Source organism: Dokdonella immobilis, assembly GCF_900115085.1.
Lineage (GTDB): Bacteria > Pseudomonadota > Gammaproteobacteria > Xanthomonadales > Rhodanobacteraceae > Dokdonella > Dokdonella immobilis.
The window spans coordinates 93,433-120,286 of sequence record NZ_FOVF01000007.1; the positions used below are offsets into that span (position 1 = coordinate 93,433).

Annotated in this window: 16 protein-coding genes; 8 read left to right on the forward strand and 8 right to left on the reverse strand. The window is 66.0% G+C overall.

The features are described from left to right. Nucleotides 1-6 precede the first annotated feature (6 nt). Nucleotides 7-690 carry a ribonuclease T2 family protein gene (locus BM125_RS07545; protein WP_175497956.1) on the reverse strand — a complete coding sequence of 228 codons (684 nt, stop codon included), beginning with the start codon at nucleotides 688-690 and terminating at the stop codon, nucleotides 7-9. Nucleotides 691-850: 160 nt separating this feature from the next. Between BM125_RS07545 and BM125_RS07550 the strand changes: the two genes are divergently transcribed. Both BM125_RS07550 and BM125_RS07555 read left to right on the forward strand, forming a co-directional pair. Next, nucleotides 851-1,351: an SET domain-containing protein gene (locus BM125_RS07550; RefSeq protein WP_092406550.1), complete on the forward strand. Its 501-nt coding sequence runs from the start codon at nucleotides 851-853 to the stop codon at nucleotides 1,349-1,351. A gap of 137 nt (nucleotides 1,352-1,488) precedes the next feature. Beyond that, the gene (locus tag BM125_RS07555) at nucleotides 1,489-2,742 is read left to right on the forward strand and encodes a hypothetical protein (RefSeq protein ID WP_139224894.1); all 1,254 of its coding nucleotides are present in this window, start codon (nucleotides 1,489-1,491) and stop codon (nucleotides 2,740-2,742) included. A gap of 21 nt (nucleotides 2,743-2,763) precedes the next feature. On the opposite strand, the gene BM125_RS07560 is transcribed toward BM125_RS07555, so the two are convergent. Both BM125_RS07560 and fusA read right to left on the reverse strand, forming a co-directional pair. Then, entirely contained in the window at nucleotides 2,764-3,990 is a 1,227-nt protein-coding gene (locus tag BM125_RS07560; protein WP_092406554.1) for a dipeptidase, read from the reverse strand. After that, entirely contained in the window at nucleotides 3,974-6,019 is a 2,046-nt protein-coding gene (gene fusA, locus BM125_RS07565; RefSeq protein ID WP_092406556.1) for an elongation factor G, read from the reverse strand. The genes BM125_RS07560 and fusA overlap by 17 nt, the downstream gene beginning before the upstream one ends. Nucleotides 6,020-6,242: 223 nt before the next feature. Here fusA and BM125_RS07570 point away from each other — a divergent pair, with 223 nt between their 5' ends. The 3 genes from BM125_RS07570 (at nucleotide 6,243) to BM125_RS07580 (ending at nucleotide 8,738) form a co-directional block, all read left to right on the forward strand. Next, entirely contained in the window at nucleotides 6,243-6,998 is a 756-nt protein-coding gene (locus tag BM125_RS07570) for an alpha/beta hydrolase (RefSeq protein WP_092406558.1), read from the forward strand. Nucleotides 6,999-7,211: 213 nt separating this feature from the next. Continuing rightward, nucleotides 7,212-7,871: a hypothetical protein gene (locus tag BM125_RS07575; protein WP_139224895.1), complete on the forward strand. Its 660-nt coding sequence runs from the start codon at nucleotides 7,212-7,214 to the stop codon at nucleotides 7,869-7,871. A gap of 57 nt (nucleotides 7,872-7,928) precedes the next feature. Then, a complete protein-coding gene (locus BM125_RS07580) occupies nucleotides 7,929-8,738 on the forward strand; it encodes a hypothetical protein (RefSeq protein ID WP_092406563.1) in 810 nt (269 codons plus the stop codon). Nucleotides 8,739-8,913: 175 nt separating this feature from the next. Here the strand turns inward: BM125_RS07580 and BM125_RS07585 are convergent, their stop codons facing one another. From BM125_RS07585 to BM125_RS07595, 3 genes are all read right to left on the reverse strand, one after another. Next, on the reverse strand, nucleotides 8,914-11,172 hold the full coding sequence (locus tag BM125_RS07585) for a xanthine dehydrogenase family protein molybdopterin-binding subunit (protein ID WP_092406565.1): 2,259 nt from the start codon (nucleotides 11,170-11,172) through the stop codon (nucleotides 8,914-8,916). After that, nucleotides 11,169-11,693 (reverse strand): (2Fe-2S)-binding protein, encoded by a 525-nt coding sequence (locus tag BM125_RS07590; protein WP_139224896.1) that lies wholly within the window; start codon nucleotides 11,691-11,693, stop codon nucleotides 11,169-11,171. The genes BM125_RS07585 and BM125_RS07590 overlap by 4 nt, the downstream gene beginning before the upstream one ends. A gap of 260 nt (nucleotides 11,694-11,953) precedes the next feature. Further along, on the reverse strand, nucleotides 11,954-14,053 hold the full coding sequence (locus tag BM125_RS07595) for a cytochrome D1 domain-containing protein (protein WP_217647823.1): 2,100 nt from the start codon (nucleotides 14,051-14,053) through the stop codon (nucleotides 11,954-11,956). Nucleotides 14,054-14,568: 515 nt separating this feature from the next. Here BM125_RS07595 and BM125_RS07600 point away from each other — a divergent pair. Next, nucleotides 14,569-16,791, forward strand: a complete 2,223-nt coding sequence (locus tag BM125_RS07600; protein WP_092406567.1) for a TonB-dependent receptor domain-containing protein — start codon at nucleotides 14,569-14,571, stop codon at nucleotides 16,789-16,791. Nucleotides 16,792-16,824: 33 nt separating this feature from the next. Here BM125_RS07600 and BM125_RS07605 read toward each other — a convergent pair whose 3' ends face one another. Both BM125_RS07605 and uvrA read right to left on the reverse strand, forming a co-directional pair. Next, nucleotides 16,825-17,238 carry an acyl-CoA thioesterase gene (locus BM125_RS07605; protein ID WP_092406569.1) on the reverse strand — a complete coding sequence of 138 codons (414 nt, stop codon included), beginning with the start codon at nucleotides 17,236-17,238 and terminating at the stop codon, nucleotides 16,825-16,827. Beyond that, nucleotides 17,235-20,081 carry an excinuclease ABC subunit UvrA gene (uvrA, locus tag BM125_RS07610; protein ID WP_092406571.1) on the reverse strand — a complete coding sequence of 949 codons (2,847 nt, stop codon included), beginning with the start codon at nucleotides 20,079-20,081 and terminating at the stop codon, nucleotides 17,235-17,237. The genes BM125_RS07605 and uvrA overlap by 4 nt, the downstream gene beginning before the upstream one ends. 369 nt (nucleotides 20,082-20,450) lie before the next feature. Here uvrA and BM125_RS07620 point away from each other — a divergent pair, with 369 nt between their 5' ends. Beyond that, the gene (locus tag BM125_RS07620) at nucleotides 20,451-24,011 is read left to right on the forward strand and encodes a S8 family serine peptidase (protein WP_092406575.1); all 3,561 of its coding nucleotides are present in this window, start codon (nucleotides 20,451-20,453) and stop codon (nucleotides 24,009-24,011) included. A 159-nt stretch (nucleotides 24,012-24,170) separates the two neighbouring features. Further along, nucleotides 24,171-26,804 carry a DUF11 domain-containing protein gene (locus BM125_RS07625; RefSeq protein WP_139224897.1) on the forward strand — a complete coding sequence of 878 codons (2,634 nt, stop codon included), beginning with the start codon at nucleotides 24,171-24,173 and terminating at the stop codon, nucleotides 26,802-26,804. Nucleotides 26,805-26,854: the final 50 nt, after the last annotated feature.

Below are 26,854 nucleotides of genomic sequence, written 5' to 3' on the forward strand. Positions count from 1 at the left end.
CTGGCTTCATCGACTCCAGGGAATGCGCAGGGGCGTGTCGCGCGGGCACTGCATGCGGAGGCCGCGTCCGCACGGTCGCGGTTCGAGGTCGTCATCGACGCAAACCCGCACTTCCGCCAGCCGGCCGCCACTGCAGGTGACGACGAGCATGTCCTTGCGCAGGCGCGGATCCGCACGCAGGAACGATGTGCGTATTTCCTCCGAGGTCATCGCCGGCGGTCGAGAGCCGGCGGCCATCACCTGCGGCACCCGGATTGCCGCATAGGCGCGGTCGGCCAGCGCGAAGTACGCGTCCGCCTGCAGGCCCGAGCAGGTGCCATGCGCGCGCCATTCGTGCTCGATCAGGTTGCGACTGGGCATGAAGGCGAGGGTTCGGTCGATCGTTGCCCGGTCCGGGCCTCGCACCGGCGCGCATTCCTTCGGGCTGCCGCCACGATCGAATTGTGGCCAAAGCCCGTGCAGGACGAAGCCAAAACCCCGGCGGCCGCATTGCTCGCGGTCATCGGGATGCAATTCGCACCAGCTCGGCGACCATGACAGGGCGACCAGGTAATAGTCGAACGTGAGGTTCTTCGCAGGGCTCGGCGAAGTCGGCGTCGGCTGACTTCCCGGCCGCGGCAGGTTGCGTTGCCAGTTCGCGACCACCACCCCGAGGACCAGCAGGGCCAGTAGCGCAAGTGACTTGTTCACGGGTCGCATCGGGAATCCGCCTTGCCGGCAGGGTGCTGAAGGGCAACGCTAGCAGGAATAGCCCGGGCCCGGCAGCGCTGCGGAAATGCCCGCAGTCTTCCTGGCGCAGTGGTCCTTGCGGTTATCATTGCCGGCTGTGCTACCGGAATCCTGCATATCCATGGCTCGTCCCTTCAAGCAGCGCCGCTCACCCATCCACGGCAATGGCGTCTTCGCCACTGCCGATATTCCCGCAGAAACCGAACTGGTCGAGTACAAGGGGCGCCTGCTGACGCATGCCCAGGCAGACCGCCTGTACGATGGCACCACGGATACCGGCCATACCTTCCTGTTCACCCTCAACGACAGCTACGTGATCGATGCCAACGTGGACGGCAACGTGGCGCGTTGGATCAACCACAGTTGCCGGCCGAACTGCCGGGCCGTGATCGAGGAGAACCAGGAGGGCCGGCGCCGCGAGGACCGCGTGCTGATCGAGACGCTGCGCGCGATCCGTGCCGGCGAGGAACTGACCTACGACTACGGCATCAGCCTCGGCGAACGCCTGACCCCGCGCCTGAAGCAGATCTGGCAATGCCGTTGCGGCGATCCGGAGTGTCTCGGCACGATGCTAAAGCCCAAGCGCAAGCGGCCGGCAAGGAAAGGCAAGGCGCCCGCCTGAACGGCATCGGCGGCATTCATGCACGATTGCAAAGAACGCTGCAAAGCTGCAGGCTAGAGTCCGGTTCCGGATCCGGCGGTGTCGTCGACCTCGCCGCGTTCCGGCATCGGCTGGCGCAATGGAGTGGTGAGGTCAGCTTGGCAAACGAAAAAACCATAGCGACGATTGGCGTCTCCGATGAGGACGTCGCCCATTTGCGCCTGCTCATGCGCAAGGTGGCCGGCGAGCTTGGCAACGACTGGCGCTGGGGCTCCGACACCGGGGCCGATCTGCTGGTGGTGGATCCGACCGGCTTCGCCGGGCAGATGGCACGGACCCGCGCCAAGACCACCGGCATGCGGGTCGCCATCGTCTGCGACGCGGGAGCACCGACCGAGGGCGATCCAGCCCTGTATCGGCCCCTGAAGGCGGCCAACGTCATCGAGGTGCTCAACGCAGCGGCCGCCGGCTCCTCGGTGCTTGCACCAGGCGTTGCTGCTGCCGGCAGTCTGTTCCTCGGTGACAACGAGGACCGCCAATTCGAGTTCGACCAATCCGCTGATGCCTTCCCCGAGGAGGGCAAGGTTCAGCGCAGGCCGGGTGTCGGAGTCGCGCCGGGGCTGGACGAACTGATCCGCGGCAACCCGCTGGCGGATCCGTATCTGAACCTGACCCCGGCCCGGCTGGACGATTCGACAGCGATCGAGCCCACCGGCGACCAGACCCGACGCAGTGAGCTGCGCGCCGACCGCGAGCGCGAGTCGCAAGGGGTGCCGCTCGACCAGGCGGCGCCTGCACGCGCCCCGGTCAAGGCGGGCGAGGAGACGGATCGATCCCCCCACCGCCTGCGCGAATATCTCGAGGGCAACCTGCTTGGAGGACCCGTGCAGATCGCCTGGCCCGGCGCGGGCGTGCTTACGCTCGACCCCAAGCACAAGGTCTACCACAGCGCCGAGACCCTGCGCGAACTGGAGGTCTATTGCCGCGAGTCGCCGCGACGCAGCGACTGGCGCCGGCTGACCTCGGCCGAGCTCACCGAAATTCGCGATTCGCAGCCAGCGCAGCCCTACGAGAAGCTGATCTGGCTCGACGTGCTGCTGCATTCCGGCGGCAAGCTCGCCTCCAGCCTCGACCCGGGCGGGACCTACGAACTGGTACGCTGGCTCGAGATCGCGCGGGACTATCCACACCACGCGCGAATCTCGTCGGCAATGATGCAGCCGGCCCGGTTGCATGAAATCTCCGCCGCGTGCGGATGTCCCATGGGCGACGTCTTCGCCGTGATCAACGCCTATGACGCGATTGGCTGCCTCAAGAAGACGCCGCGACCGTCGCGCCACGCCGAGGCCGAGGATGCCAAGCCGCGCTCGTCCTTCCTCGATCGCCTGCGCAAGCCATTCGGCAAGTCCTGAGCCGGCCCGGCAGGTCTCCGTTCAGGCCGGACTCCAGGCCGTTGCGAACAGCCGCGCAAAGTTGCCGCCAAGGATCTTGGCGATGCGCGCATCGCTGTGCCCGCGGCGCGCCAGCAAGCCCGCCAGCGTATCGAGGCGGTCGGCGCTGTTGAGATCGGGAAGGAAGGTGTAGACGTCAGGTTCCTCGCCCGGTGCCGAGATGCCGCGCGCACGGCGGTCGGCCACGTCCGCGGCGTGCTTGCGCCGGAATTCGTCGTTGAAATCGATCGGTGACAGGGTGCCATCGCTGCCGATGCCGACATGGTCCTCGCCACAGACATTGATCGCGTGCTCGATGTGGGCGATCAGGTCGTCCGCCGTTGGTTGACCCTTGATGCGCAGGAACGGCATCAGGTAGATGCCGGCGACGCCGCCCTTGGCCGCCAGTTCGCGCAGCTCGGTGTCGGTCTTGTTGCGCGGCAGGGCGGCCAGCGCAGCGCAACCGGTGTGGCTGATCGCGACCGGACCGTTTGATCGGGCAATCGCTTCGCGCGTCGTGCGTTCACCGCCATGCGCGAGATCGATCAGCAAGCGCTGCTCGTTCAGTTTCTCGACGAGGGCATAGCCGAAGCGGCTGAGGCCGGCATTGCCGGGTTCCAGGCAGCCGTCGCCGACCAGGTTGCGCCGGTTGTAGGTGAGCTGGAATACGCGCACGCCGAACTGGTCGAAGCGCTCGACCTGGTCCAGGTCCTCGCCGATCGGCGTCGCATCCTGGAAGCCGTAGATCAGGCCGAGCCGTCCGCTGGCCTTGGCCAGGGCCAGCTGCTCGGCCGTGCGCACGAGCATCAGCCGATCCGGGTGCGCGGCGATCTGAGCGTTCCAGTAGGCGATGTTGCGGATCGTCTCGTCGGGATTCTTCGCGTAGCTGCCGACACCGCTGACCGTCACGTTGACCGCGCTGAGGCCACTGGCGCGGACATCGGCGAGGGCCTTATCACTCAATGCCGCATACGGTTCGGCGGCATACTCGCCCGGTCCGCCGAGGGCGTCGATGACCATGGCATCGGCGTAGCCGGGCCAGTGCGCCGCTGCCGGAGCTTTCGCCTCGGCGCTGCGCAGCGCGGGCCACAGCGGCGCGCTGGCGAGTGCGCCGAGGCCGATCAGGAAGCGGCGACGCCCGCACGCTATCGATACGGCTTTGGCCTTCGCCAGATCCGGTTCGGTGTGGGACGTCGGTTCCGGGCGATGGCGATCAGTCTTCTTCGGCATGGGGTTTGTAGGCCTCGATCAGTTGCCGCTGCACGTTGGCCGGCACCGGGTCATAGTGGCTGAATTCGATCGTGTAGCGGCCACGTCCGCCGGTCATGGCCTTCAGTTCGGTCTGGTAGTCGGCGACTTCGGCCAGCGGCACCTGGGCCTTGATCACGAGTTCGCCGCCGCGGATCGAATCGGTACCGTGGATGCGCGCGCGCTTGCCGGCCAGTCCGCCGGTGACGTCGCCCATGTTGTCCTCGGGCACGTTGACGTCCATGTTGACGATCGGCTCGAGCAGCAGCGGCCTGGCCTTGCCGACGGCGTCGAGAAACGCCTTCTTGCCGGCAGCGACGAAGGCCACTTCCTTGGAGTCGACCGTGTGGAACTTGCCGTCGGTGACGACCACGCGCACGTCCTGCATCTGGTAGCCGGCCACCGCACCCTGCTCGAGCACCTGGCGGATGCCCTTCTCGATCGCAGGGATGAACTGGCCCGGGATCGTGCCGCCCTTGATCTCGTCGGTGAACTCGAAGCCGCCGCCGCGCGGCAGCGGTTCGACGCGCAGATAGACCTCGCCGAACTGGCCGGCGCCGCCGGTCTGCTTCTTGTGCCGGTGATGGCCTTCGGCCCGGCCCGAGATGGTCTCGCGATAGGCGATGCTGGGCCGGTGCGAAACGACCTCGACGCCGTAGCGCGCCTTCATGCGCTCGAGCATGAGCTTGAGGTGCAGATCGGAGAGGCCACGGATGATCGTTTCGTTGAGCTCCTTGCTGTGTTCGACGCGGAAACACGGGTCTTCCTCGCCGAGCCGCATCAGCGCGGTGGCCAGCTTCTGCTCCTGGCCCTTGTGCGCCGGCTCGATGGCGAGGCCGAACATCGGCTGCGGGAATTCGAGTGGCTTGAGGTGGATCTGGTCCTCGTCATGCGAGTCGTGCAGGACGGCATCGAAATGGATCTCGTCGACCTTGGCCACGGCGGCGATGTCGCCGGGCACGGCGGCATCGATCTCGATGTGGTCCTTGCCGTGGATGCGGAACAGGTGGCCGACCTTGAACGGCTTCTTGCCATCGTCGATGAACAACTGAGTGTCCTTGCGCACCGTGCCCTGGTAGATGCGGAAGATGCTGAGCTTGCCGACGAACGGATCGTTGGCGATCTTGAAGACGTCGGCGATCACGTGCATCGAAGGATCCGGCACGGCCGTGATCGGTCTGGCCCCGGCGCCCTCGCCCTTGACGAACGGTGGCGGATTGCCCTCCAGCGGGTTCGGCAACAGGCGCTCGATGAAATCGAGCAGGGCTTCGACGCCGACCCCGGTGCGCGCCGAGACGAAGCAGATCGGCACCAGATGGCCTTCACGCAGGCATTGTTCGAAGGCATCGTGCAGTTCGCTGCCGGACAGGGCCTTTTCGCCCTTGTCGAGGTAGCGGTCCATGACCTTCTCGTTGATTTCGACGACCTGGTCGAGGATCTGCTGGTGCGCTTCGGCGACGCTGGAGAAATCGGTCTTGCCATCGGACTTGAAGAAGCAGTCGATCACCGTGCTCGCGCCGTCCGCCGGCAGGTTGATCGGCAGGCATTCGGGTCCGAATTCATCGCGCAGTTCTTCGGTCAGCGCGGCGAGGTCGCATTCGGTGTCGATGCGGTTGACGATCAGGACCCTCGCCAGGCCGCGCGATTTCGCGTACTCCATCATGCGTCGGGTCGTGTGTTCGATGCCGTTGGTGGCATTGACCACCACGGCGCAGGTTTCCACGGCGGCCAGCGCGGAGAGGGTCGGCCCGCGGAAATCCGAATAGCCCGGCGTGTCGATCAGGTTGATATGGCAATCGCCGCGGTCTATCGAGACCAGGGTGGCCTGGACCGAGTGTTGGCGTTCCTTTTCCATCGGGTCGAAATCGGAGACCGTCGAGCCGCGCTCGATCGTGCCCGCCGTCTGTATCACGCCGCCGGCATGCAGCAGGGCTTCGACCAGGGTGGTTTTGCCGGCGCCGGCATGGCCTGCCAGGGCGACGTTGCGAATGCCATCGGTGCTGTGTGACATGGTTGGGCTCCCGTCGATTGAGGTGCGCACGTGTCAGAGCGACGCCGGCCGTCTTGCCCGCAGACCTGCAAGACCCCGTGATCGGGGTGGCCGCGTCCGGAGTTCGGGTCAAGCCTTGCGCGATCGGGAGGGGCGGTCAAGCGGCGCTGCCGCAGAGTCGCGCTCATGTGGACCGCCTGCATGCCGCCGGACGGCCCGGATGCAGCCTGAGTGATAATGGGCAATGAACTCGCTCAGCGCTCAAGGTCCGCCGTCGCCGGGCACCGCACTTTGTGTGCATGGTGCCGGTGCGGGAGGTTGGGAATGGTCGATCTGGAGTCGGGTACTCGCTGCGCGCGGCTGGCAGGTGCGTGCGCCGGACCTCATTCCGGCCGCCAGCGGGCTCGCATCGACTCGCTTCGAGGACTATCGCAGCCAGGTGATTGCCTGGAGCAGGGAACTGCAAGGGAGCACGGGGTGCTCCCATGTATTGATCGGAGCCAGTCTCGGCGGCTTGCTGGCCCTGTCGGTCGCAGTTGAGGTCAAGGCCGCGGCCCTGGTCCTCGTCAATCCGATGCCGCCGGCCGGTATCGTGTCGCGACCGCTCGGCGAGCCGCATGCGGCGATCCGCCGTTGGGGCGCGGATCGCTCGATTGCCGGTACCCGGCGAGCCATGCCTGATGCCGACGATGCCGCCAGTCTGTATGCATTCCGACGCTGGCGCGACGAATCCGGCCTTGTCCTCGAAACGGCCCGCCTCGGCGTCGCCGTGGACTACCCGCGTTGTCCGGTCCTGGTCATGGCCAGCGAACTCGACAGGGATGTGCCGATGGTCGTCAGCCGCGAACTGGCCACGCGCTGCTCGGGTGATTTCCGTCGTTTACCAGGGTGCAGCCATGTCGGCCCGCTGCTCGGTATCGCTGCCGCGGGCATTGCCGAACAGGCGGCCGACTGGTTGGGGCTGCAGACGACGAATCGGCAAGCCGGCAACAACGATTGAGCCTGCCGGCTGGCACGCCTGGCCTTCGCGCGGCGCGGGGACCAGCGTCTCCTTAACGATGGTTTAGCGCAGCCTGCGTATGCTGCGGCGGCAGTTCGAGTCTCCCATCCCACTCTTCCGGTCCGAATGTCGAAAGCGCACCCAGCTGCTGCCACGTCTCCGGTCATCGACGCCACCGAGTCGGCACGGCTGCGAAACAGCTATGCGGGCCGGATGCTTCGACGCGACCGACTTTGGCGTTCGCCGCACCTGCAGCGACGCACCGTCATCGTCCTGATCGTCGTCACGATCATGGTGAACCTGCTCTGGATCGTCGGTCTGGATCAGGTCATGCAGCCGTTCATGGCGCGCCAGGCGGATCGCGGTCCGATCGAGGTCAACATCATCGTGCCGCCCGAGGCGTTCGAAATTCCGCCCGAGCCGCAACCGCAACCGGTCGAGTTCAAGCATCGTCCGTCGGCGGTCCGCATCGAACCGCCGCAGACGAAAATGACCCCGCCACCGCTGACCGCCGAGTCGGAGTCGCGCACCCAGGCACGTATCGGCAGCGCCGGCGAGCCTGCCCTCAATCTGTTCAATGCCGACGGCTCGCTGCGCATGCCCAAGGCAACGAGCCGGATAGGTCCGAAGCCGATCGAGAATCCGCACGAGGCCGGCAAGGCGCGCTGGGCAGAAATCGAAAACCGTGGCGAGAACCCGCTGGACTGCCAGCGCACGCGATTCGCCAGCGCCTTCAAGCGCGACGAGTCGCTCGGCGACAAGGTCTCGCGCAAGTACCTCAAATGGATCGGCCTGGCTGACGGCGCTGCCATCGCCGAACGCGCCGCCCAACGCGAGGGGCGTGCCGCTGCCGGTTGCGACCCGGCCGGCTGACAGGCGTTGGCGTCAGCACAGCTCCGGATCCCCGAGCACGCTGTTCCGGCAGCGTCGATGGGCGATCGCGAGGCGCTAGCGGCCTGGCGCGCGCGACTGCTTGCCCTGCGCCACACGCAGGGCATCCGCGACCGGCACGAGAGACGGCGCCTTCGCTGGGCGCTCCTCATCGCCATCCTGTGCCAGGTCGTGTTCGTCATCGGCTTGCGGCACTGGATGCGTTGGCAGGTCGGGGCGACCGAAGAATTCCGCGTGATCCACCTGCGCCTGATCGATCCGCCCGTCGAACCTGCACCGGCGCCGCAAGCGCGGCCTGAACCGGTATCGCCAGCGGAAGTCTCAGCGCCGCCCCGGGCCCGCAGCGAGCCAATGACACAGTCTGCCGGCATGCCACCCGAGGTGGCGTCCGAATCGCGCCCCCAGCCGGCGGTCGTGGCGAACAGCATTGCGACGCAACCGGTACGGCCCGTTCCGGGCGTCTTCGATCGCAGCGGCCGGGTCCTGCTGCCGAAGGAAAGCGGGGTTGGCGATCCGGCCCGGTTCGCTGCGAAGGTCCCGGAGAAAACCTGGCGGCCGGATCCTATGGCCCACCTCTCGCCGCTGCCGTACAAGCCCACGCCGTTCGACAAATACTGGAAGCCCGCCGACGAAACCCTGCTCGGCGAATGGGTGCGCAAGGCGACGCGCAAGTCCGTCCATGACACTCGCGGCGGAACCCGCATCACCTGCGAAGCCTTCCTGTTCTTCAGCGCCTGCGGCTGGGGCCCAACCCCGCGCGTCAGCATCGAGGAACTCAAGGCCATGCGCGTGGTTCCGCCGATGCCGCGCCGATCGGCTGACGATCCCTATCTGTTGCCAGAGGACTGAAGCAGCCCGGGCGTGGAGTCTGTCGGACTTGAGCGGTCGAGGCGAAAGTTCGGCCGCGGGAGGACAGATTTTCGGCGATTCGCAGGCCCATAGTGGTTCTATGGGCCAGGAAGCGGCGGAAACATGGACCGCGCAGACGGATTTGCAAGCCAATCGATTCAAGTCCGACAGAATCCTAGAGCATGCGCATCAGTTCCGGCAGAAGAGGCAGCTTGCGGATGCGCACGGTGGTGGTGGCGAAGATCGCGTTGGCCAGGGCCGGGGCGACGCTGGCGATGCCCATCTCACCGCCGCCGACCGGATCGCGGGTCGATTCGACGATGTGCACTTCCACCTTCTTCGGGGCGTCGGCCATTTTCAGCAGCGGGTATTGCGGGAAGTTCTTCTGCTCGACCTGGCCATCGCGCACGGTGATGGCCAGATTCAGCGCGGTCGAGATGCCGTCGATGGTGCCGCCCATCATCTGCGCTTCGAGGCCGAGCGGATTGACCACGCGACCGACATCGACGACGCAGATGGCGCGATGGATGCGCAGGCGTTCGCCGTCCATCGAGACCTCGAAGGCGTGCGCGGTGTAGCCGCCGAAGGTGAAGTGGCAGGCGATGCCGATGCCGCGGCCATCGGTGCGCTTTTCCTTCCAGTGGATCTTCTCGGCGCAAAGCCTCAGCACGTTGGCCATGCGACCCGTGTCGAAAACCGGTCCGCCATGGCCGCGGTAGGAAATCTCGCGCGCCTCGCCGAGCATCTCCAGGCGCAACTCGACCGCGTCGCGACGCACCTCGTAGGCGATCTCGTCGATGAAGCTCTGCACGGCAAAGGCGTGGAAGGTGTGCAGCGGGGCACGCCACCAGCCGCGCGGCATGCCGGACTGGACCGGGAAGAAGGTCTTTTCGAGGTCGTCGACCAGGCCGGCCGGGAAATCATCGGGTTCGAGGCAGCCGGTCCAGGCCGGGTCGTCCTGCATGCGCGCGGTGCGGTACGTGCGCGAGGTCGCTGCGCAGCGATGCGTCCAGCCCTCGACGCGGTTGCGCCGATCCAGCGTCGCGCTCAGCGCATGCACGCCGAACGGGCGGTAGAAATCATGGGCAAGATCGTCTTCGCGCGTCCACATCAGTTTGACCGGCTTGCCGGCGAGCTTGGCGATCTGCACGGCCTCGGCGACGAAGTCGTTCTCGAGGCGCCGACCGAAACCGCCGCCCGAGCGCGGCAGGCGGATCTCGATCCTGTCGCGCGGCAATCCGGTCAGTTCGCTGATGACACGCGAAGCGCCGGACGGGTTCTGCATCGAGGCGATGAGCAGGGCGCCATCCTGGCGCAGCTCGATCAGGGCGCCCGGTGGTTCCAGCGTGGCATGGGCCAGGAACGGTACTTCGTAGCGCGCGCTGAGCGAGTGCCGGGCGCGTTTGCGCGATTTGGCCAGATCGCCGTCCTTGCGTACTTCGATGCCATCCTTGTCTTCGTCGAGCAGGGCATTGGCACGGGCAGCCAGCGCGGCGCTCGATTCTTCGGCCCAGGGGCCCTGCTTCCAGACCGGCTTGAGGGCATTGCGGCCTTGCAGCGCCGCCCAGGTATTGTCGGCGAGAACGGCGACGCCAGCGGCCAGCGGCCCGTCGAACGGTTCGCCCGGCTTCGGCCCCTCGATGCGAACCACATCGCGTACGCCGCGGACCTTGCGCGCCTCGCTGTCGTCGAGGCTTTCCAGCGTTCCGTCGAGATATGGACAGCGCAGCATGACCGCGACCAGCGCGCCGCTCAGGTATTCGTCGATGCCATAGCGGTTCTGCCCGGTGACGATGCGCCGGCCATCGGCCGCACGGATCGGCTTGCCGACCAGCTTGAAGCTGTCGGGATCCTTCGGTGCCGGCGCGTTCGCGGGCATCGGCAGCGCGGCCGCGGTGCGCGCCAGCGCACCGTAGCTCAGGGTCCGGCCATCGACATTGAGCACGTGACCGGCCTCGGTGCGCAGGTTCTCGACCGGTACCGACCAGGCATTCGCCGCCGCCTGCAGCAGCAGCCAGCGGGCCAGCGCCCCGGCTTCGCGCAGATCCTTCCAGGCCGTCTGAATGCTCGTGCTGCCGCCGGCGAACTGGTCGCCATAGCGATTGGACGGCTTGCCGTCGACCTCCTCGTAGCCATACGGCAACTGGATCACGCGCACGCGCGACCATTCGACGTCGAGCTCTTCGGCGATCAGCATCGGCAGTGAGGTGATCACGCCCTGGCCGATCTCGCAGCCGCGCGCGCCAATGACGACGCGGTTGTCGCGCTCGATCATGACGAAGGCGGTCAGGCTGACCAGGTCGTCGCCGAGCAGTTCCGAGGGTACGGTCGCGCGGGCCGCGGCGCTGCAGCGGTAGCCGACCAGCAGGGCGCCGCTCGCGGTCAGCCCGAACTTGAGGAAGCGACGCCGCGTCAATGCCAGGGTCGGACTCACGAATTGCCCTCGGCCATCAGCACCGCGGCGCGCTGGATCGCGCTGCGGATGCGCGGATAGGTGCCGCAACGGCACAGGTTCGCTATCTCGCCGATGTCGTCGTCGGACGGTTTGCGCTTGCGGGCGAGCAGATCGATCGCGGCCATGATCTGACCGGCCTGGCAGTAGCCGCACTGGGCTACGTCGTGCTCGAGCCAGGCCTGCTGCACGGGGTGCAGCTGCGCGCCTTCGAGCCCTTCGATGGTGGTGATCGCGCGTCCGGATACCGCCTGCATCGGGGTCAGGCACGCGCGCGCGGCCTTGCCGTCGATCAATACCGTGCAGGCGCCGCAGGCGCCAATGCCGCAGCCGAACTTGGTTCCGGTCAGGCGCAGCACGTCGCGCAGGTACCAGAGCAGCGGCATCTGCGGATCGCCATCGGGATAGTACGGCTTGTCGTTGATGCGAACCGGCAGTTGTTCCGGTTGCGTCTTCGCGGGTGCGGCATTGGCCGCGCCCGCAGCTTCGTTGCCTGCCTTCATGGTCGATCCAGCTACGCGGCGCGTCGAGTCGGGTCCGCAACAGGTGCCGATTGTCGCATCGCCGCGCTGCGCTGCACAGGCGTGACCGCCGGGCCGGGTCATCGCCGGGATCCCAGGATTCGGGACTTGCGGACGGCAGCCGCCGGAATGGCGGGGCCGTTCACCCCCGCGGGCTGCATGCGGCGGTGGGCGGGAAGAAACGAGGGCAGGCGGGAAAAGGGGAAGGCCCCCTGCGGAGCCTTCCCCATTCGCGATGACGGTCAGTAGACGTCGTCGACCGTGTTGTGCACGTTGAACTTGCCGGTCGGCGTGACCAGGCGCTTGTCGCGGATCACCTTCTTCAGCTTGCGCGTCTTGTCGTCGACGACGACGATGGCGCTGTTCTGGTCCTTGCCGTTCCAGACCGAGAACCAGACCTCGTCGCCGCGGGCGTTGTATTCCGGCTGCACGACGCGCTTGGGGCCCTCCCCGAGCTTCGCCCATTCGGCGATCGGCAGCACCTGGTAGCCGGCATCGAGATGGTCGATGTCGAATACGGCAACCGACTGGCTCAGCTTCGGATCGGGGTTGAGCGTGGTATCGACCCACAGGTTGCGGGACTTCGGGTGGGTCTTGATGAACAGCGATCCACCGCCCTGGCCCTTGAGCACTTCAACCACCTTCCAGGCGTTCTGCGGATGGTCCTCCGGATCGGTTCCGATCAGCGTCACCTTTTCGTTGCCGAGGGCCGATGTACCCCAGACCGGGCCGAACTGCGGGTGGACGAAATTGGCGCCGCGTCCCGGATGCGGGATCTTGTCGACATCGATCAGCGCGGCCATCTTGCGGTCGCGCGAATCGACTACGGCGATCTTGTCGGACTGGTTGGCCGCGGTCAGGAAATAGCGCTTGCTGACATCCCAGCCGCCATCGTGAAGGAAGCGCGCGGCGTCCAGCGTGGTGATGTTGAGTGCCTCGAGGTCGCTGTAGTCGACCAGCAGGACGCGGCCGGTTTCCTTGACGTTGACGATGAAGTCCGGATGCTCGTGGCTGGCGACGATCGCGGCGACGCGCGGTTCGGGATGGTATTCCTGGGTATCCACGGTGGGCCCGCGCGTGGAAACGATCTTGATCGGCTTGAGGGTCGGGCCATCCATGATCACGAACTGCGGTGGCCAGTAGGCGCCGGCGATGGCGAGCTTGTCCTCGAAGCCCTTGAACTTCGATGTCTCCACCGAACGTGCCTCGAGTCCGATCTTGATCTCGGCGACGCGCTCGGGCTTCTTCATCCACAGGTCGATCAAGTCGATCTTGCCGTCGCGGCCGATCGTGTAGACATAGCGCCCCGAGTGCGACAGCCGCGATATGTGCACGGCATAACCGGTCTTGATGACGTTGATGATCTGCTTGGTATCGCCATCGATGAGGGCGATCTCGCCGGCGTCGCGCAGGGTGACTGCGAAGAAATTATCGATATTGTAGTTGTTCTGCTTTTTCGTCGGGCGCTGGTCGACCGGCACGATCACCTTCCACGAGGCCATCATCTCAGGCATGCCCCATTCCGGTGGCGCAGGCGGATCGTGCTGCAGGAAGCGCGCCATCAGGTCGACCTGGGCGGGCGTGAGGTCGCCGGAGCTCCCCCAGTTCGGCATGCCGCCCGGCGAGCCGAAGTTGATCAGGGCCTTCAGGTAATCGGTGCCCTTGGCGCGCGTGATGTCGGGAGTGAGCGGCTTGCCCGTGGCGCCCTTGCGCAATACGCCATGGCAGCCCGCGCAGCGCTCGAAGAAGATCTGCGTGGCCTCCTTGTATTCGACCTTGCTGATCGGCGGCGCGTCGGGGTTGACGACCATGTCGACGCCCTCGGAACCGGCGACAGAGGGCGCGCCCTGGTAGTTTTCCAGACTTCGTGAGGTACCGGGATGCATCTCGCCCTGGGCCTTGTCGGTGCTGACGTTCAGCGCCTTGCGCTGCCCGGCGACATCGGTCGCGGCGATGGTCTTGCCGGAATTGCCCCAGCTTGAATAGACATAGTTGATGATCGAAGCGATATCCGCATCGCTCAGGTGGCTTTGCGCGGGCATCACGTTGTTGTAGGTCTCGCCGTTGACGGTCAGGGTGCCGGTGATGCCCTGCAGCACATGGCCGGCAATCTCCGCGCCGCTGCGGCCGTTCAGGTAATCGGATTTCGCGAGTGGCGGAAATGCGCCCGGCAGGCCCTTGCCGTCGGGCTGGTGGCAGGCCGCGCAGTTGGCCTTGTAGGCGGCTTCACCGGCCTCCTTGCCCTGCTTTGGCGGGCGTTCGTTGACGACATCCTGGGCTGTGGCCTGGCCGCCGAACCACAGCATGGCGAGCAGGATTCCGCTGACGTGTCTGATGCTCATGATCGACTCCCTTTGCGATTCCAGCCTGGAGCACCAAAAGCCCGGTGCACTGCACATTCAGTTTCCATGGATTGGACTGGTCTGCCATGACACAGATCAAGTAGCGTCGATCGCGGCGATGCCAGGGAGGGTCTGATCAAGTAGCAGAGTCGTCATGGCGTCCAGAAGGGTTTCCACATGTGCCGCGTGGCGAAGTGAAGGCGGGTTGCCTTGACGAGGCGCGCGGTGCATGTCGGGAGACTTCTGGACGCCACCTTTTCAGCATCCAGTCAATCAGTTGGGCGACGCCTGCCTGCGCGCAGATCCTTGTTGCGCCGACTTAAAAGACGGCCAGACTGTCTGCGTCGACGCGCCGCGAGCTGCCCACGGGCAGGCGTCGTGACGACTTTGCTACTTGATCAGACCCTCGCTAGGTGCGTACGCACGTGAACTTGCGAAGTCTTGAGGCGGATCAAGGCGCCCGTGGCCCGGCCTGCCACAATCTGTCCGTGAATTCGTCAGCAGGATGCTCGAACATGCCGGTCTTTTCGTTGCCTTGCCTTTCCATGGCCATCGTTTTCGGCCTGCTGGTCCCGGCCCTTGCCGGCGCTCAACCCGCGACCGATGCCGAGGCCGTCGTACTCGATCCCGTCGTGGTAGTCGGCAGCCGCGCCGCGGAACCGTTGCAGCAGGTGGTCGGCAGTGTCAGCGTGGTCGAACGCGACCAGTTCGGGCGCAACGGAGTACTCGACATCGCCGATCTGGCGACCCTGGTACCCGGCCTGGGCGTGCCGGTCGATGCCGTGCGCTTCGGCCGGCAGGGATTCAATATCCGCGGCCTCGAAGGCAACCGCGTCAGTATCGAGATCGATGGCGTGCCCCTGCCGGACAGCTTCGGTGTCGGCCAGTTCGCGCTCGCAGGCCGCGATCTCGTCGCGCTCGATGCGGTACAACGCGTCGAAGTGCTGCGTGGTCCGGCCTCGACGCTTTACGGCAGCAAGGCGCTGGCCGGCGTGGTTGCAATGACGACGCGCGCACCGGAGGATTTCCTCTGGCGCGGCAACAACTGGGCAACGAGTGGCTCGGTCGGCGTGTCCACTCGCGATGACAGCCGCTTCGGGGCGGCCAGCCTGGCCGCTTCGAGCGGCCACTGGAGTGGCCTCATGCTGCTCTCGCGGCATCTCGGCCACGAGACCGGGAACCGGCCGCGCTCGGGCGGCATGCAGGCCAACCCGGCCAATGTCGATCGCGACGCCGCACTGGCCAAGGTCGTCTACGATGGCGCCGGCGCCGGGCGCTGGACGCTGACCGCCGACCATGGTCGTGGAAGCCAGCAGACCGACGTCCAGTCGCTGGTGTTCGGGCCCGGCCGCTACAGCACGACCTATGCGCTGGGGGGCGACGACGACTGGCAACGCAATCGCCTCAGCCTCGCAGGCAACTGGGCCCGACCCGGGTCCGCGATCGATGCCCTCGACCTGCTGGTCTACCGGCAGGAATCCGATACCACGCAGCGCACCGACCAGTTTCGCCTAGCCGATACGCAGACCGCCTACCCGACCTTGCGTGCGCGCCGATTCGAACTCGTCCAGGTCAGCCGCGGGATCGAACTGGTGGCGCAGTCCCGCGGGCATTGGGCCGGTGCCAGCCACTGGCAGGTGTTCGGCGTCGACCTGGCGTGCCACGACTATGAGGGACTGCGCGATGGCGTGCAGGTCAATCTCGACAGCGGCGAGGCCAGCAACGTGGTTCTCGGCGAGGTGTTCCCAGTGCGCGATTTCCCGACCTCGCAGGTGCGCGAATTCGGCGTGTTCTGGCAGGACGAGATCGCATTCGCGCCGCGCTGGAGCCTGGTGCCCGGCCTGCGCGGCGAGCGCTATATGCTCGACGCCCGGCCCGACGCGATCTGGCTGGCGGACAATCCGCAGACGACCCCTGCCGATCTCGGCAGCACGCAGTGGATGCCCAAGCTCGGCCTTCGCTTCAGCGCCAGCCCGAAGGCCAGCCTCTACCTGCAGGCCGTGCAGGGCTATCGCGCGCCACCGTTTTCCGACGTCAACGTCGGCCTCTACCTGTCATCCTTGAACTACCTGGTCAAGCCCAATCCGGATCTCAAGGCCGAACGCAGCCTTGGCTTCGAGGCCGGACTGCGCTGGAGCGGTCCGGCGCTGGGGGGCTCCCTGGCCCTCTACGACAACCGCTTTCGCGATCTCATCGAAAGCCGCGCCAATCTCGGCATCGATCCCGCATCGGGCGCCCTCGTCTTCCAGTCGGTCAATCGCGACCGTGCGCGGATCTACGGAGCCGAAGCCGATGCGCGCTGGACCCTCGGTGCGTGGCGCGACGCATGGCAGGGCGTCTTCATCGAAGCGCGTGCGAACTGGGTGCACGGCAGCGACACGCAGCGCAACCAGCCGCTCAACAGCGTGGCGCCGGGCCGTGCCAGCCTTACCGGTGGCTGGCAGGCGCCGGGGGAACGCTGGGGCATGCAATTGAGCCTGACCGGCGTGCAGCGCGTCTCCCGCGTCGATGCGAGCGCCGGCGCGCTCTACCAGCCGGGCGGATATGCGCGCTGGGATGCGAACGCCTGGCTGAACCTGGGCGAACACCTTCGGCTCGATCTCGCTCTCGGCAACCTCGGCAACCGGCGCTACCGGGACTGGCTCGGCGTGCGCGGGATCAAGCCGGATGCTCCCGATCTCGACCTGTACACGCAGCCGGGACGCAGCGTCATGTTCAAGCTCGGCGCGGACTGGTAGCGTTCGCGCGACGGCGCCCGGGTGCGGGCTGGTTCAGCCGACGCAGGCCGCGCGCACGGCTGCTGGCAGCGGCACGGGCCGGCCACTGGCCGGATCGACCCAGACCATGACTACACTGGCGTCGCTGTACAGGCGCTCGCCATCAGCCGACATGATCCGGTGCGACAGGGTCAGCGAGCTGTTGCCGATCCTTTCGCAGCGCACCTCGACCACGAGTTCGCCGGGCCATTCGATCTGCTCGCGAAAATTGACCTGGCTGGCGGCCAGGACCGGACTGAATGCGTCGGTCTTCCATTCGCCTTCGATGCCGGCCAGCCAGACCAGACGCGCCTCCTCGAGGTAGGTCAGGAAGGTCGCGTTGTTGACGTGGTTGTAGGCGTCGAGATCGCGCCAGCGCACCCGGATCGGGACCCGCGCCAACAGCTTCGGTTCGGCCGTATCGTTCATGCCGCCTTTTTCTTCCTGGCCGAGGCCAGTACCGGGGCGAGGAAGCGTCCGGTATGCGAGCCCTTGATCCGGGCGATCTGCTCGGGGGTGCCGCTGGCGATGATCGTGCCGCCACCGCCGCCACCTTCGGGGCCGAGATCGATGACCCAGTCGGCGGTCTTGATCACGTCGAGGTTGTGCTCGATGACGACCACCGTGTTGCCATCGTCGGCGAGGCGATGCAGGACCTTGAGCAACTGTTCGATGTCGTGGAAGTGCAGGCCGGTGGTTGGCTCGTCGAGGATGTACAGGGTGCGTCCGGTATCGCGCTTGCTCAGCTCGCGGGAGAGCTTCACGCGCTGGGCCTCGCCGCCAGAGAGCGTGGTCGCGCTCTGGCCGAGCTTGATGTAGCCGAGGCCGACGTCCATCAGCGTATCGAGCTTGCGGGCCAGGGCCGGGACCGGCTGGAACAGGACCTGGGCGTCCTCGACGGTCATCTCGAGCACGTCGGCGATGGTGTGGCCCTTGTAGGTGATGTCCAGGGTTTCACGGTTGTAGCGCTTGCCGTGGCAGACATCGCAGGAGACGTACACGTCGGGCAGGAAGTGCATCTCGACCTTGATCAGTCCGTCGCCCTGGCAGGCCTCGCAGCGACCGCCCTTGACGTTGAAGCTGAAGCGCCCGGGACCGTAGCCGCGCGCCCGCGCTTCGGGAATCTGCGCGAACAGGTCGCGCAGCGGCGTGAACAGGCCGGTGTAGGTGGCCGGATTCGAACGCGGCGTGCGGCCGATCGGTGACTGGTCGATCTCGACGACCTTGTCGAACAGCTCGAGGCCGGTGATCTCCTCGAACGGTGCCGCCTTTTCGTTGGCGCCATTCAGCTCGACCGCGGTCTGCCGGTACAGGGTGTCGTTGATCAGGGTCGACTTGCCGGAACCCGAGACGCCGGTGACGCAGGTCAGCAGGCCGGCCGGAATCTCGGCATCGATGCCCTTCAGGTTGTTGCCGCTGGCGCCGACGATGCGCAGCATGCGCTCGGGATCGGCAGCGCGGCGCTGCTTCGGCACCTCGATGCGGCGCTTGCCGGACAGGTACTGGCCGGTCAGCGACTTCTTCGAGGCGAGGATGTCCTTGAGCTTGCCCTGGGCGACGATCTCGCCGCCGTGCACGCCGGCACCGGGGCCGATATCGACGATGTGGTCGGCCGCGCGGATCGCATCCTCGTCGTGCTCGACCACAAGCACGCTGTTGCCGAGGTCGCGCAGGCGCACGAGGGTGCCGAGCAGACGTTCGTTGTCGCGCTGGTGCAGGCCGATCGAGGGCTCGTCGAGCACGTACATGACGCCGACCAGGCCAGCACCGATCTGGCTGGCCAGGCGGATGCGCTGGGCTTCGCCACCCGAGAGCGAATCGGCCTGGCGATCGAGGGTGAGGTAGTTGAGGCCGACATCGACGAGGAAACGCAGGCGCTCGCGGATTTCCTTGACGATCTTGGCCGCGATCTCGCCACGCCAGCCGGGCAGGGCCAGTTGCTGGAAGTGCTCGAGGGTCTGGTCGATCGGCAGGGCCGTGATCGAGGGCAGGTTGACCTCGCCGACGAAGACATGGCGGGCCGCGCGGTTGAGGCGCTGGCCTTCGCATTCAGGGCATGCCTGCGGGCTGATGAACTTGGCGATCTCCTCGCGCACGACCGGGGATTCGGTCTCCTTGTAGCGGCGCTCGAGATTCGGAATGATGCCCTCGAACTTGTGCTTGCGGGTGACCTTGCCGCCGTTCTCCATGACGTAGCTGAAGGCGACCGGCTCGTCGCCCGAGCCGTACAGGATGCGCTGGCGGATCTTCTCCGGCAGTTCGTTCCATGGCGTATCGACGTCGAAGCCGTAGTGCTTGGCCAGCGACAGGATCATCTGGAAGTAATACATGTTGCGCCGGTCCCAGCCGCGCACGGCGCCGGCGGAAAGGCCCTGCGCCGGGTGCACGACGACCCGCGCCGGATCGAAGAACTGGGTGATGCCGAGGCCATCGCAGGAGGGGCAGGCGCCAATCGGCGAGTTGAACGAGAACAGCCGCGGCTCGAGCTCGGGCAGGGCGTAGTCGCAGATCGGGCACGAAAAGCGCGATGAGAACGTCATCGTTGGCGCCTTGTCATCGTCCATGTCGACGAGCAGGGCGATGCCTTCGCCGAGACGCAGCGCCGTCTCGAAGGATTCGGCCAGGCGTTGCTTGATGTCGGGCTTGGCCCGGAAGCGGTCGATCACGGCTTCGATCGTGTGCTTCTGGCGCAGGGCCAGGGCCGGCACCGCATCGAGTTCATGGGTGACGCCGTCGACGCGGGCGCGCACGAAGCCCTGCGCGCGCAGTTGCTCGAAAACCTGTACATGCTCGCCTTTGCGTTCGCGCACGACCGGGGCCAGCAGCATGTAGCGCTTTTTCGGATCGAGGGCGAGCGCGGCATCGACCATCTGGCTGATCGTCTGCGCCTCGAGTGCTTCGCCGTGGTCCGGGCAGCGCGGCGAGCCGACGCGCGCATACAGCAGGCGAAGGTAGTCATAGACCTCGGTGATCGTGCCGACCGTCGATCGCGGATTGTGCGAGGTCGATTTCTGCTCGATCGAGATCGCCGGCGACAGGCCCTCGATATGATCGACGTCGGGCTTTTCCATGACCGACAGGAACTGCCGCGCATAGGCCGACAGCGACTCGACATAGCGGCGCTGGCCCTCGGCGTAGATCGTGTCGAAGGCCAGCGAGGACTTGCCGGAGCCGGACAGGCCGGTGATGACGATCAGGCTGTCGCGCGGCAGGTCGATGTCGATGTTCTTCAGGTTGTGGGTGCGCGCGCCGCGAATGCGGATCATGTCCATGGGCAGGATCTGGCTCGAATCTGGGGGGGAGTGCAGCGGGTCAATATAACGCGCCGCTACGACTGCCCGAGGTGGTGGCGGGGAGGCCGACTTCAAGGTTTGCATCGCAGCGGCATGGATTCCGAGAAAGCCCGTTCACGTAGCCAAGGGCACCGCGGCAGCGGGGTCGGCAGCCATGGTCTTGTGCTGGCCCGCCAGATGGCGGGCAGGCTGCGGCCACTGACGGCCCGGGTCACGATTCTGAATGGCACGCTCATGCGCTTGACGTCGACCGGGCAACCCCGGATGCTCGTGCGCTGAACGACTGCGGACGCGAGGGTCGACGACCGCAGGCCCTGCGTTTCAAGCTGGCGGGCTTGCCTTCATCCCATGCAAAAGGTCCTTACACTCGCAACCGCGATCGCGGCCACGCTGTCTGTCACCACCGCTTCGGCCGATTCCGTCCTCGTCGTGCCGCAGGGCACCGATGCACCGGCCGCGTACGCATTGGTGGCCGATTACGGCTCCTATGGGCTTTATCGCGGCGATCCGGCGCAGGCGCCGCGTGGCGCCTGGATCCTCGACGCCGCCCATGAGCTGAAGTTCGACCGGCTGCGCATCGATACGCGCCGAGCGGTTATCGACGCGCCGCCGGGTTTCGACCTCGCTGCTCCGAGCGGTGCGGCCCTGCAGATCGTGCAGTTCGCCGGTCCGCTCAAGGATGCCTGGCTCGGACAACTGCGCGCAGCCGGTGCGGTACCGATCCAGTACATCGAAAGCAATGGCTACCTGGTCTGGGCGGATGCCGCGGCCCGTTCGCGACTGGCGGCGATGGCCCAGGCCGGCAATCCGCTGCAGTACAGCCAACCCTTGCCCGCCTTCATCAAGCTCGGCAACTCGCTGTTCGCGCGCGCCCGGCCCGGCGCCGACGAGGGTGGATTGCTCCAGATCATCGTTCAGCGCTACCGCCACGGCGACGATGCGGTCGGTCGCGCGCGCATAGGCGCCCTCGGGCTGAAACCGATCGACGACTGGACGCCCCAACTTGACTACGAAGTGGCCCGGTTCAGCGCCTCGTTGGCCCAGGTCCGCGCCCTGATCGACCTGCCAGACGTCTACTGGGTCGGTGAATACCAGGAGCCGACGCTCGACGACGAAGTCCAGGCCCAGATCATTCGCGGTTATCTGAACGCCGATCGTTCCGGTCCGCTCGGTCCCGGCTACCTCGACTGGCTGCAGGCGCTCGGGTTTCCATCCGACGCCGAGGCCTACCCGATCCTCGACATCACCGACAGCGGGGTCGGCGATGGCACGGTGGCGACCGGCGATCCGACCCTGCACCGCTTCGGCGACGCCAGCCAGCCAACGCGGATGGTTTTCAACCAGGCTTGCACGAAAGGCAACGGCATCGTCGATGGCCACGGACACCTGAATGCGAACATCGCGCTCGGTTACGACGTTCGCGACGATGTCTCAACGCCCGGCGCGCGCTTTCCTGGCGAATACCAGCGCGGGCAGGGCATGAATCCATTCGGCCGGCTCGGCGCGACGCGGGTCTTCGCGCCCGGGTTCGACCTCAGTGGCTGCGGAGGAAGCTACGAAGGCGTGATCGCAGCCAGCTATGCCGCCGGCGCGCGAATTTCCTCCAATTCCTGGGGCTGTGCCGGTTGCGCCGGCCAGTACGATGTCTCCTCTCAGGCCTACGATGCCGGCACCCGCGATGCCGATCCGGCGGCACCGGGCAACCAGCCGCTGATCACCGTGTTTTCCGCCGGCAACAGCGGCCCCGGGGCGGGCACGGTCGGCGCACCGGGCAACGGCAAGAACATGATCACGGTCGGGGCGTCGGAAAATCCGCGACCGGTCGACGAGAACGGCACCTGGATCGACGGCTGCCAGATCGGTGCGGCCGGCGCCGACGATGCCATGGACGTGATCTTCTTTTCCTCGCGCGGGCCTTCGCCCGGAAACCGGGCCAAGCCCGATCTGATCGCACCAGGCACGCATGTCACCGGGACCCAGGCCAATCCTGGGGATGGCAGCGACATCTGCGATGCCACGCGCCCGCTCGGCAATGCGACCTATGCCGCGTCATCAGGAACCAGTCATTCGACGCCGGCCATTTCAGGCGTGGCCTCACTGGCCTGGTGGTGGATCGCGAACGGCCAGGGCAGCCTCGATTTCGAAAACGGCGTGCCTTCGGTGCCCTCGCCCGCGCTGATGAAGGCCTGGCTGGTCGCGCATCCCACCTACCTGACCGGCGACGACGCGAACGATGACCTGCCGAGCAACACGCAGGGTTTCGGCATGCCTGATCTCGCGGACATGTTCTCGGATACGCCGAACTGGCTGCTCAACGAGACCCAGATCCTCGGCGCGTCCGGAGACACCTGGTCGGCGACGTTCGAGGCCGCCATCCCCGGTGCGCCGGTGCGTATCGCGCTGGTCTGGACCGATGCGCCGGGCGCGATCGGTACCAGTCCGCAGGTGAACAATCTCGATCTCGATGTCACGCGCGGTTCGAACCTGTACCACGGCAATCACCTCAGCGGGCAATGGAGTGCGCCCGGCGGAGGTCCCGACGCGGTGAACAACGTCGAAGCGGTCTTCCTTCCGGGCGGAACGCCGGGCCCGTTCACGATCCAGGTTCGCGGATTCAATATCGGTGGCGATGGGATCCCTGGCAACGCCGATGCGACCGACCAGGATTTCGCCATCGTCTGCAGCAACTGTGCACGCGGGCCGACCTTCGTCTTCGACGTCAAACCGCATGAGCAAAGCGTCTGTTCAGCGACCATCGCCTCGGTGCCCCTGACCCTATCGGCGGCGCCGGTACTCGGGTTCGATTCGGCGCTGAACCTGGCTGTCACCGGCAATCCGCCCGGCACGACGGCGGCTTTTTCGGTCAACCCGATGCCGGCCGGCTCGACGGCTATCCTCACCCTGGGCAGCCTGGATGCAGCCGCGCCAGGACGTTACCGTGTCGCGGTCGACGCCGAGGCCGGCGGTATCTCGCGCACGCGCTACTCGCTCCTGGATCTGTTCAGCGCGCCACCGTCCGCGTTCGCCCTCGTGGCACCCAGTCCCGGTGCGAGCAATGTCGCCAGGCAGCCCTTGCTCGTCTGGCAGCCTTCCGCCCAGGCCGAGAGTTACCGGATCGAGATTGCGCGGGATGCGGCCTTTGCCGACCTCGTATACAGCACCGAAACGAAAGCTACCTCGCACGTCGTCGAGTCCGGTCTCGACTACGCGACCCTCTATTTCTGGAGGGTGACTGCGTTGAACGATTGCGGCGCCACGCCGGTTGCGGCAGATGCTTCGTTCACGACCACACCGGTTCCCGGTCAATGTCCGGCCGGAACCGCATCGGTGGCCAGCTACGGCAACGATTTCGAAGCCGCCAGTTCGGACTGGACAGCCTCGGGCAGCTTCAACACCTGGGCACTATCATCGGCTCGCGCGCACAGCGGGGCCCAGGCGTTCCTCGGTCAGGACCTGGCCAACATTTCCGATCAGCGCCTGCTGTCGCCACCGATCAGCTTGCCGGCCGGCCAGGCGCCGCTGATTCTCGAATTTTGGAGCCACCAGACCCTGGAAGACCGGATCGGCGGCTGCTACGACGGCGTCCTGCTGGAGATTTCGACCGACGATGGCATCAGCTGGAGCCAGGTCCCCGATGGGCAGCTCCTGGTCGGTGGCTACGACGGACCGATCAGCTCGGCCTTCAACAATCCGGCACGCGGCAAGCAGGCCTGGTGCAGTGATCCGCGTGACTGGACGCGATCGGTGGTCGGTATCGATGGTTACGCAGGCGAGACGGTGCGCGTGCGCTTCCGCCTCGCCACCGATTCATCGACCGGCCGAGTCCCCGACGGCTTCTATCTCGACGACGTGAGGATCCAGTCCTGTGCGAGCCCCGCCGATGCGATTTTTGCCGACAGCTTTGAGTAGCCTTGGGGCCGATTTCCGGGCTCGGTTGCGAGAACTTCGCGAAGAATCCAGAATGCGGATACCTCTGAGTGGTCAAAACGCGAAGTTGGTATATATTCCACCACTCATTCTTCGATCCATCTGATAAACAGATGGCTTTACATCAGGGAGGATATCGCCGTGAAGCGAACGTGGATCGCGTTGATCGTATTTGCCCTCATGGGCATGATCGTGGCCTCACCGACGACCGGTTTCGCGCAGAGTCCCCCACCGCTACCGAAGCCGGATCTCACTGGATTCCTGATGGCCGGCAACGTGCTCGCAACAGCGGGCCAGCCCGACGGCAGCATCATTCTCGGTGGCAATTTCACGTCGATAAATGGCGAGCCACGGCGAGGCCTGGCGCGACTGCAGCCGGACGGCACCCTGGATCCTGTCTGGAATCCATCGGTCAATATCGGCGGAATCGTCTATGCGCTGTCGCTTGACGCGGACGGCTCGGTCTTCGTGGGAGGCCTGTTCGACTCGGTCAATGGCATTGTTCGCGGCAATATCGCGAAGGTATCGGGAAGCGGGGCCGGCGCCGTCGATCCCGACTGGAACCCTGATGCTTCTCTGGGCGTCGTGCACTGCCTGCAGGCGGACGATCTCGGCTCGATCTATGTGGGCGGCTCGTTTGCCGAGGTTGGCGGGCAATCGCGCGCCAACTTGGCCAGGCTCGCGACATCCGGTAGCGGCGCTGCCGACAGTTGGAATCCGTCAACCGACGGTGAAGTTCGCGCGATGGCCCTGGATGGCTCTGGCTCCCTGTTCGTGGGTGGCCACTTCACCACGGCAGGTGGCCAGCCGCGTGCGTCGATCGCCAAGTTGTCCGTCAGTGGAGCAGGCAGCGCGGATCCGGACTGGAATCCGTCGGTCGTCGGCTATGGCGTCTTCAGCCTGGCCCTCGAGGGCCCCGACAGACTCTATGCGGGGGGCGATTTTTCCTCGATTGGCGGATTTTCGCGGGGCAGTATCGCGAAACTGTCGATCACGGGCAGTGGTGCCGTCGATTCGCTGTGGAATCCGGCTGCAGACGCCCCCGTTTATGCCTTGCTTGCGGTCGGTGGCGGGACACTCTACGTAGGCGGTGAATTCCATTCGATTGGCGGACAGTCGCGCAATGGGGTTGCAAAGTTGTATACCGAAGGACCCGGTCCGGCCGATGCCTTGTGGAATCCCGGCTCGGATCAAGCTGTCGCGACGATTGTCGGGCGTGGAACCGACTCGATTGTCGTCGGCGGCTGGTTTGAATTCATCGGAGGTGCGCCGCACCTCGCTCTTGCCGCGATTACCGAAGCCGGGTTGGTCGGCGGACTGGTCGATGTCGAGCTCGGCGGCGGCTACCCGCAGGTGATGCTGGCACTTGCCGACGGAGGGACCGTGATCGGGGGGCGCTTCGCAAAGGTCGATGGCAGGGTGAGGCAGAAGCTCTTGCGCCTCGAGCCGGATGGCTCGCTCGATCCCGATTGGCACCCGATGCTCAGTGGCGGGAGTTACTATCAGGATATCCGCGCACTTGCCGAAGGCGAGAATGGCGAAGTGTATGTGGGAGGAGATTTCACTCTCGTCGATGGCGTATCGAGGAACTACCTCGCGCGGATCGACGCTGCAGGGCATCTCGACCTGGAATGGAACCCGTCGCCTGATCAGTCCGTGGGCGACTTCGTGCTCGATTCCGCCAACTCGGCGTTATATGTCGCTGGCGAATTCGACACAATTGGCGGTGCCGCGCGAAATCATCTGGCCAAGCTTTCGACTTCTGGCAATGGCGAGGCCGACACGGTCTGGAATCCTGCGCCGAACGGGTACATCAGCGCGCTCGCCCTGGGTACCTCCTCTGCACTGTTCGTGGCCGGTGACTTCACCATGATAGGCGGATTACCGCGCGCGCGCTTTGCCAAGCTCTCTGGTACCGGCGTCGGTTCGGCCGCCGCCGGCTGGAATCCCGGCGTGGACGATTACATTTATGCGCTCACGGTCGATGTCAACGGAGACGTATACGCTGGTGGAAAGTTTCTCAACCTCGGTGGACTTCCGCGCAATCGAATCGCCCGCGTCAGCGCAGCCGGATCAGTTGACGGCGCCTGGAATCCGTCGGCTGGAGACAGCGTGGCGGCGCTGACGCTGCGCGACGACGCCCTCTATGCAGGCGGGGCCTTCACCACGATTGGGGGTGCCTCGCGCTCTCGCCTTGCACGCCTGTCCAAATCGGGCGCAGGGACTGCCACTGCTTGGAACCCTTCGCCAAATTCCAACGTCTATGCCATCGCGACCGACCCTGTCGGACCGATTCGTATCGCCGGAACATTCGTCACCGTGGCCGGACAGGGTCGCGAGTTCGCGGCGGCGCTGCCTCCTGCCGATGTGTCGATCGTCGCGGAAAGTGAAAGTCCCTCGGCCCAGGCGGGCGACCTGGTCGAGTACCGGATCACGATCGGCAATTCCGGCGCGAGTCCGGCCAGCGGAATTGCCCTGTCGGCAAGCTTGCCGCCCGAACTTCCGCTCTCAGGCATGGCTTGGTCCTGCACGGCGAATGCCGGCAGCAGCTGTGGCTCGTCAGGTACCTCCGGCAGCGGAAATCTTCCGGCTTCGATCGACGTGTCGGTCGGCGGGGACGTCGAATTCCTCTATTCCGGTACCGTCGTTGCCGGGCCCGCGGACGAATTCCAGCTGACCGCGACAGCGATCTATCAGGGCGAGCCGTTGCGGGCGACAGCGATCACCCGATACGTCTTGTTCCGTAACGGCTTCGATCCGGCTGTGTCCAACTAGGGAGCCTCTGAACAAGTGGCCAATCGTCACGACGCCTGCCTACGCGCAGA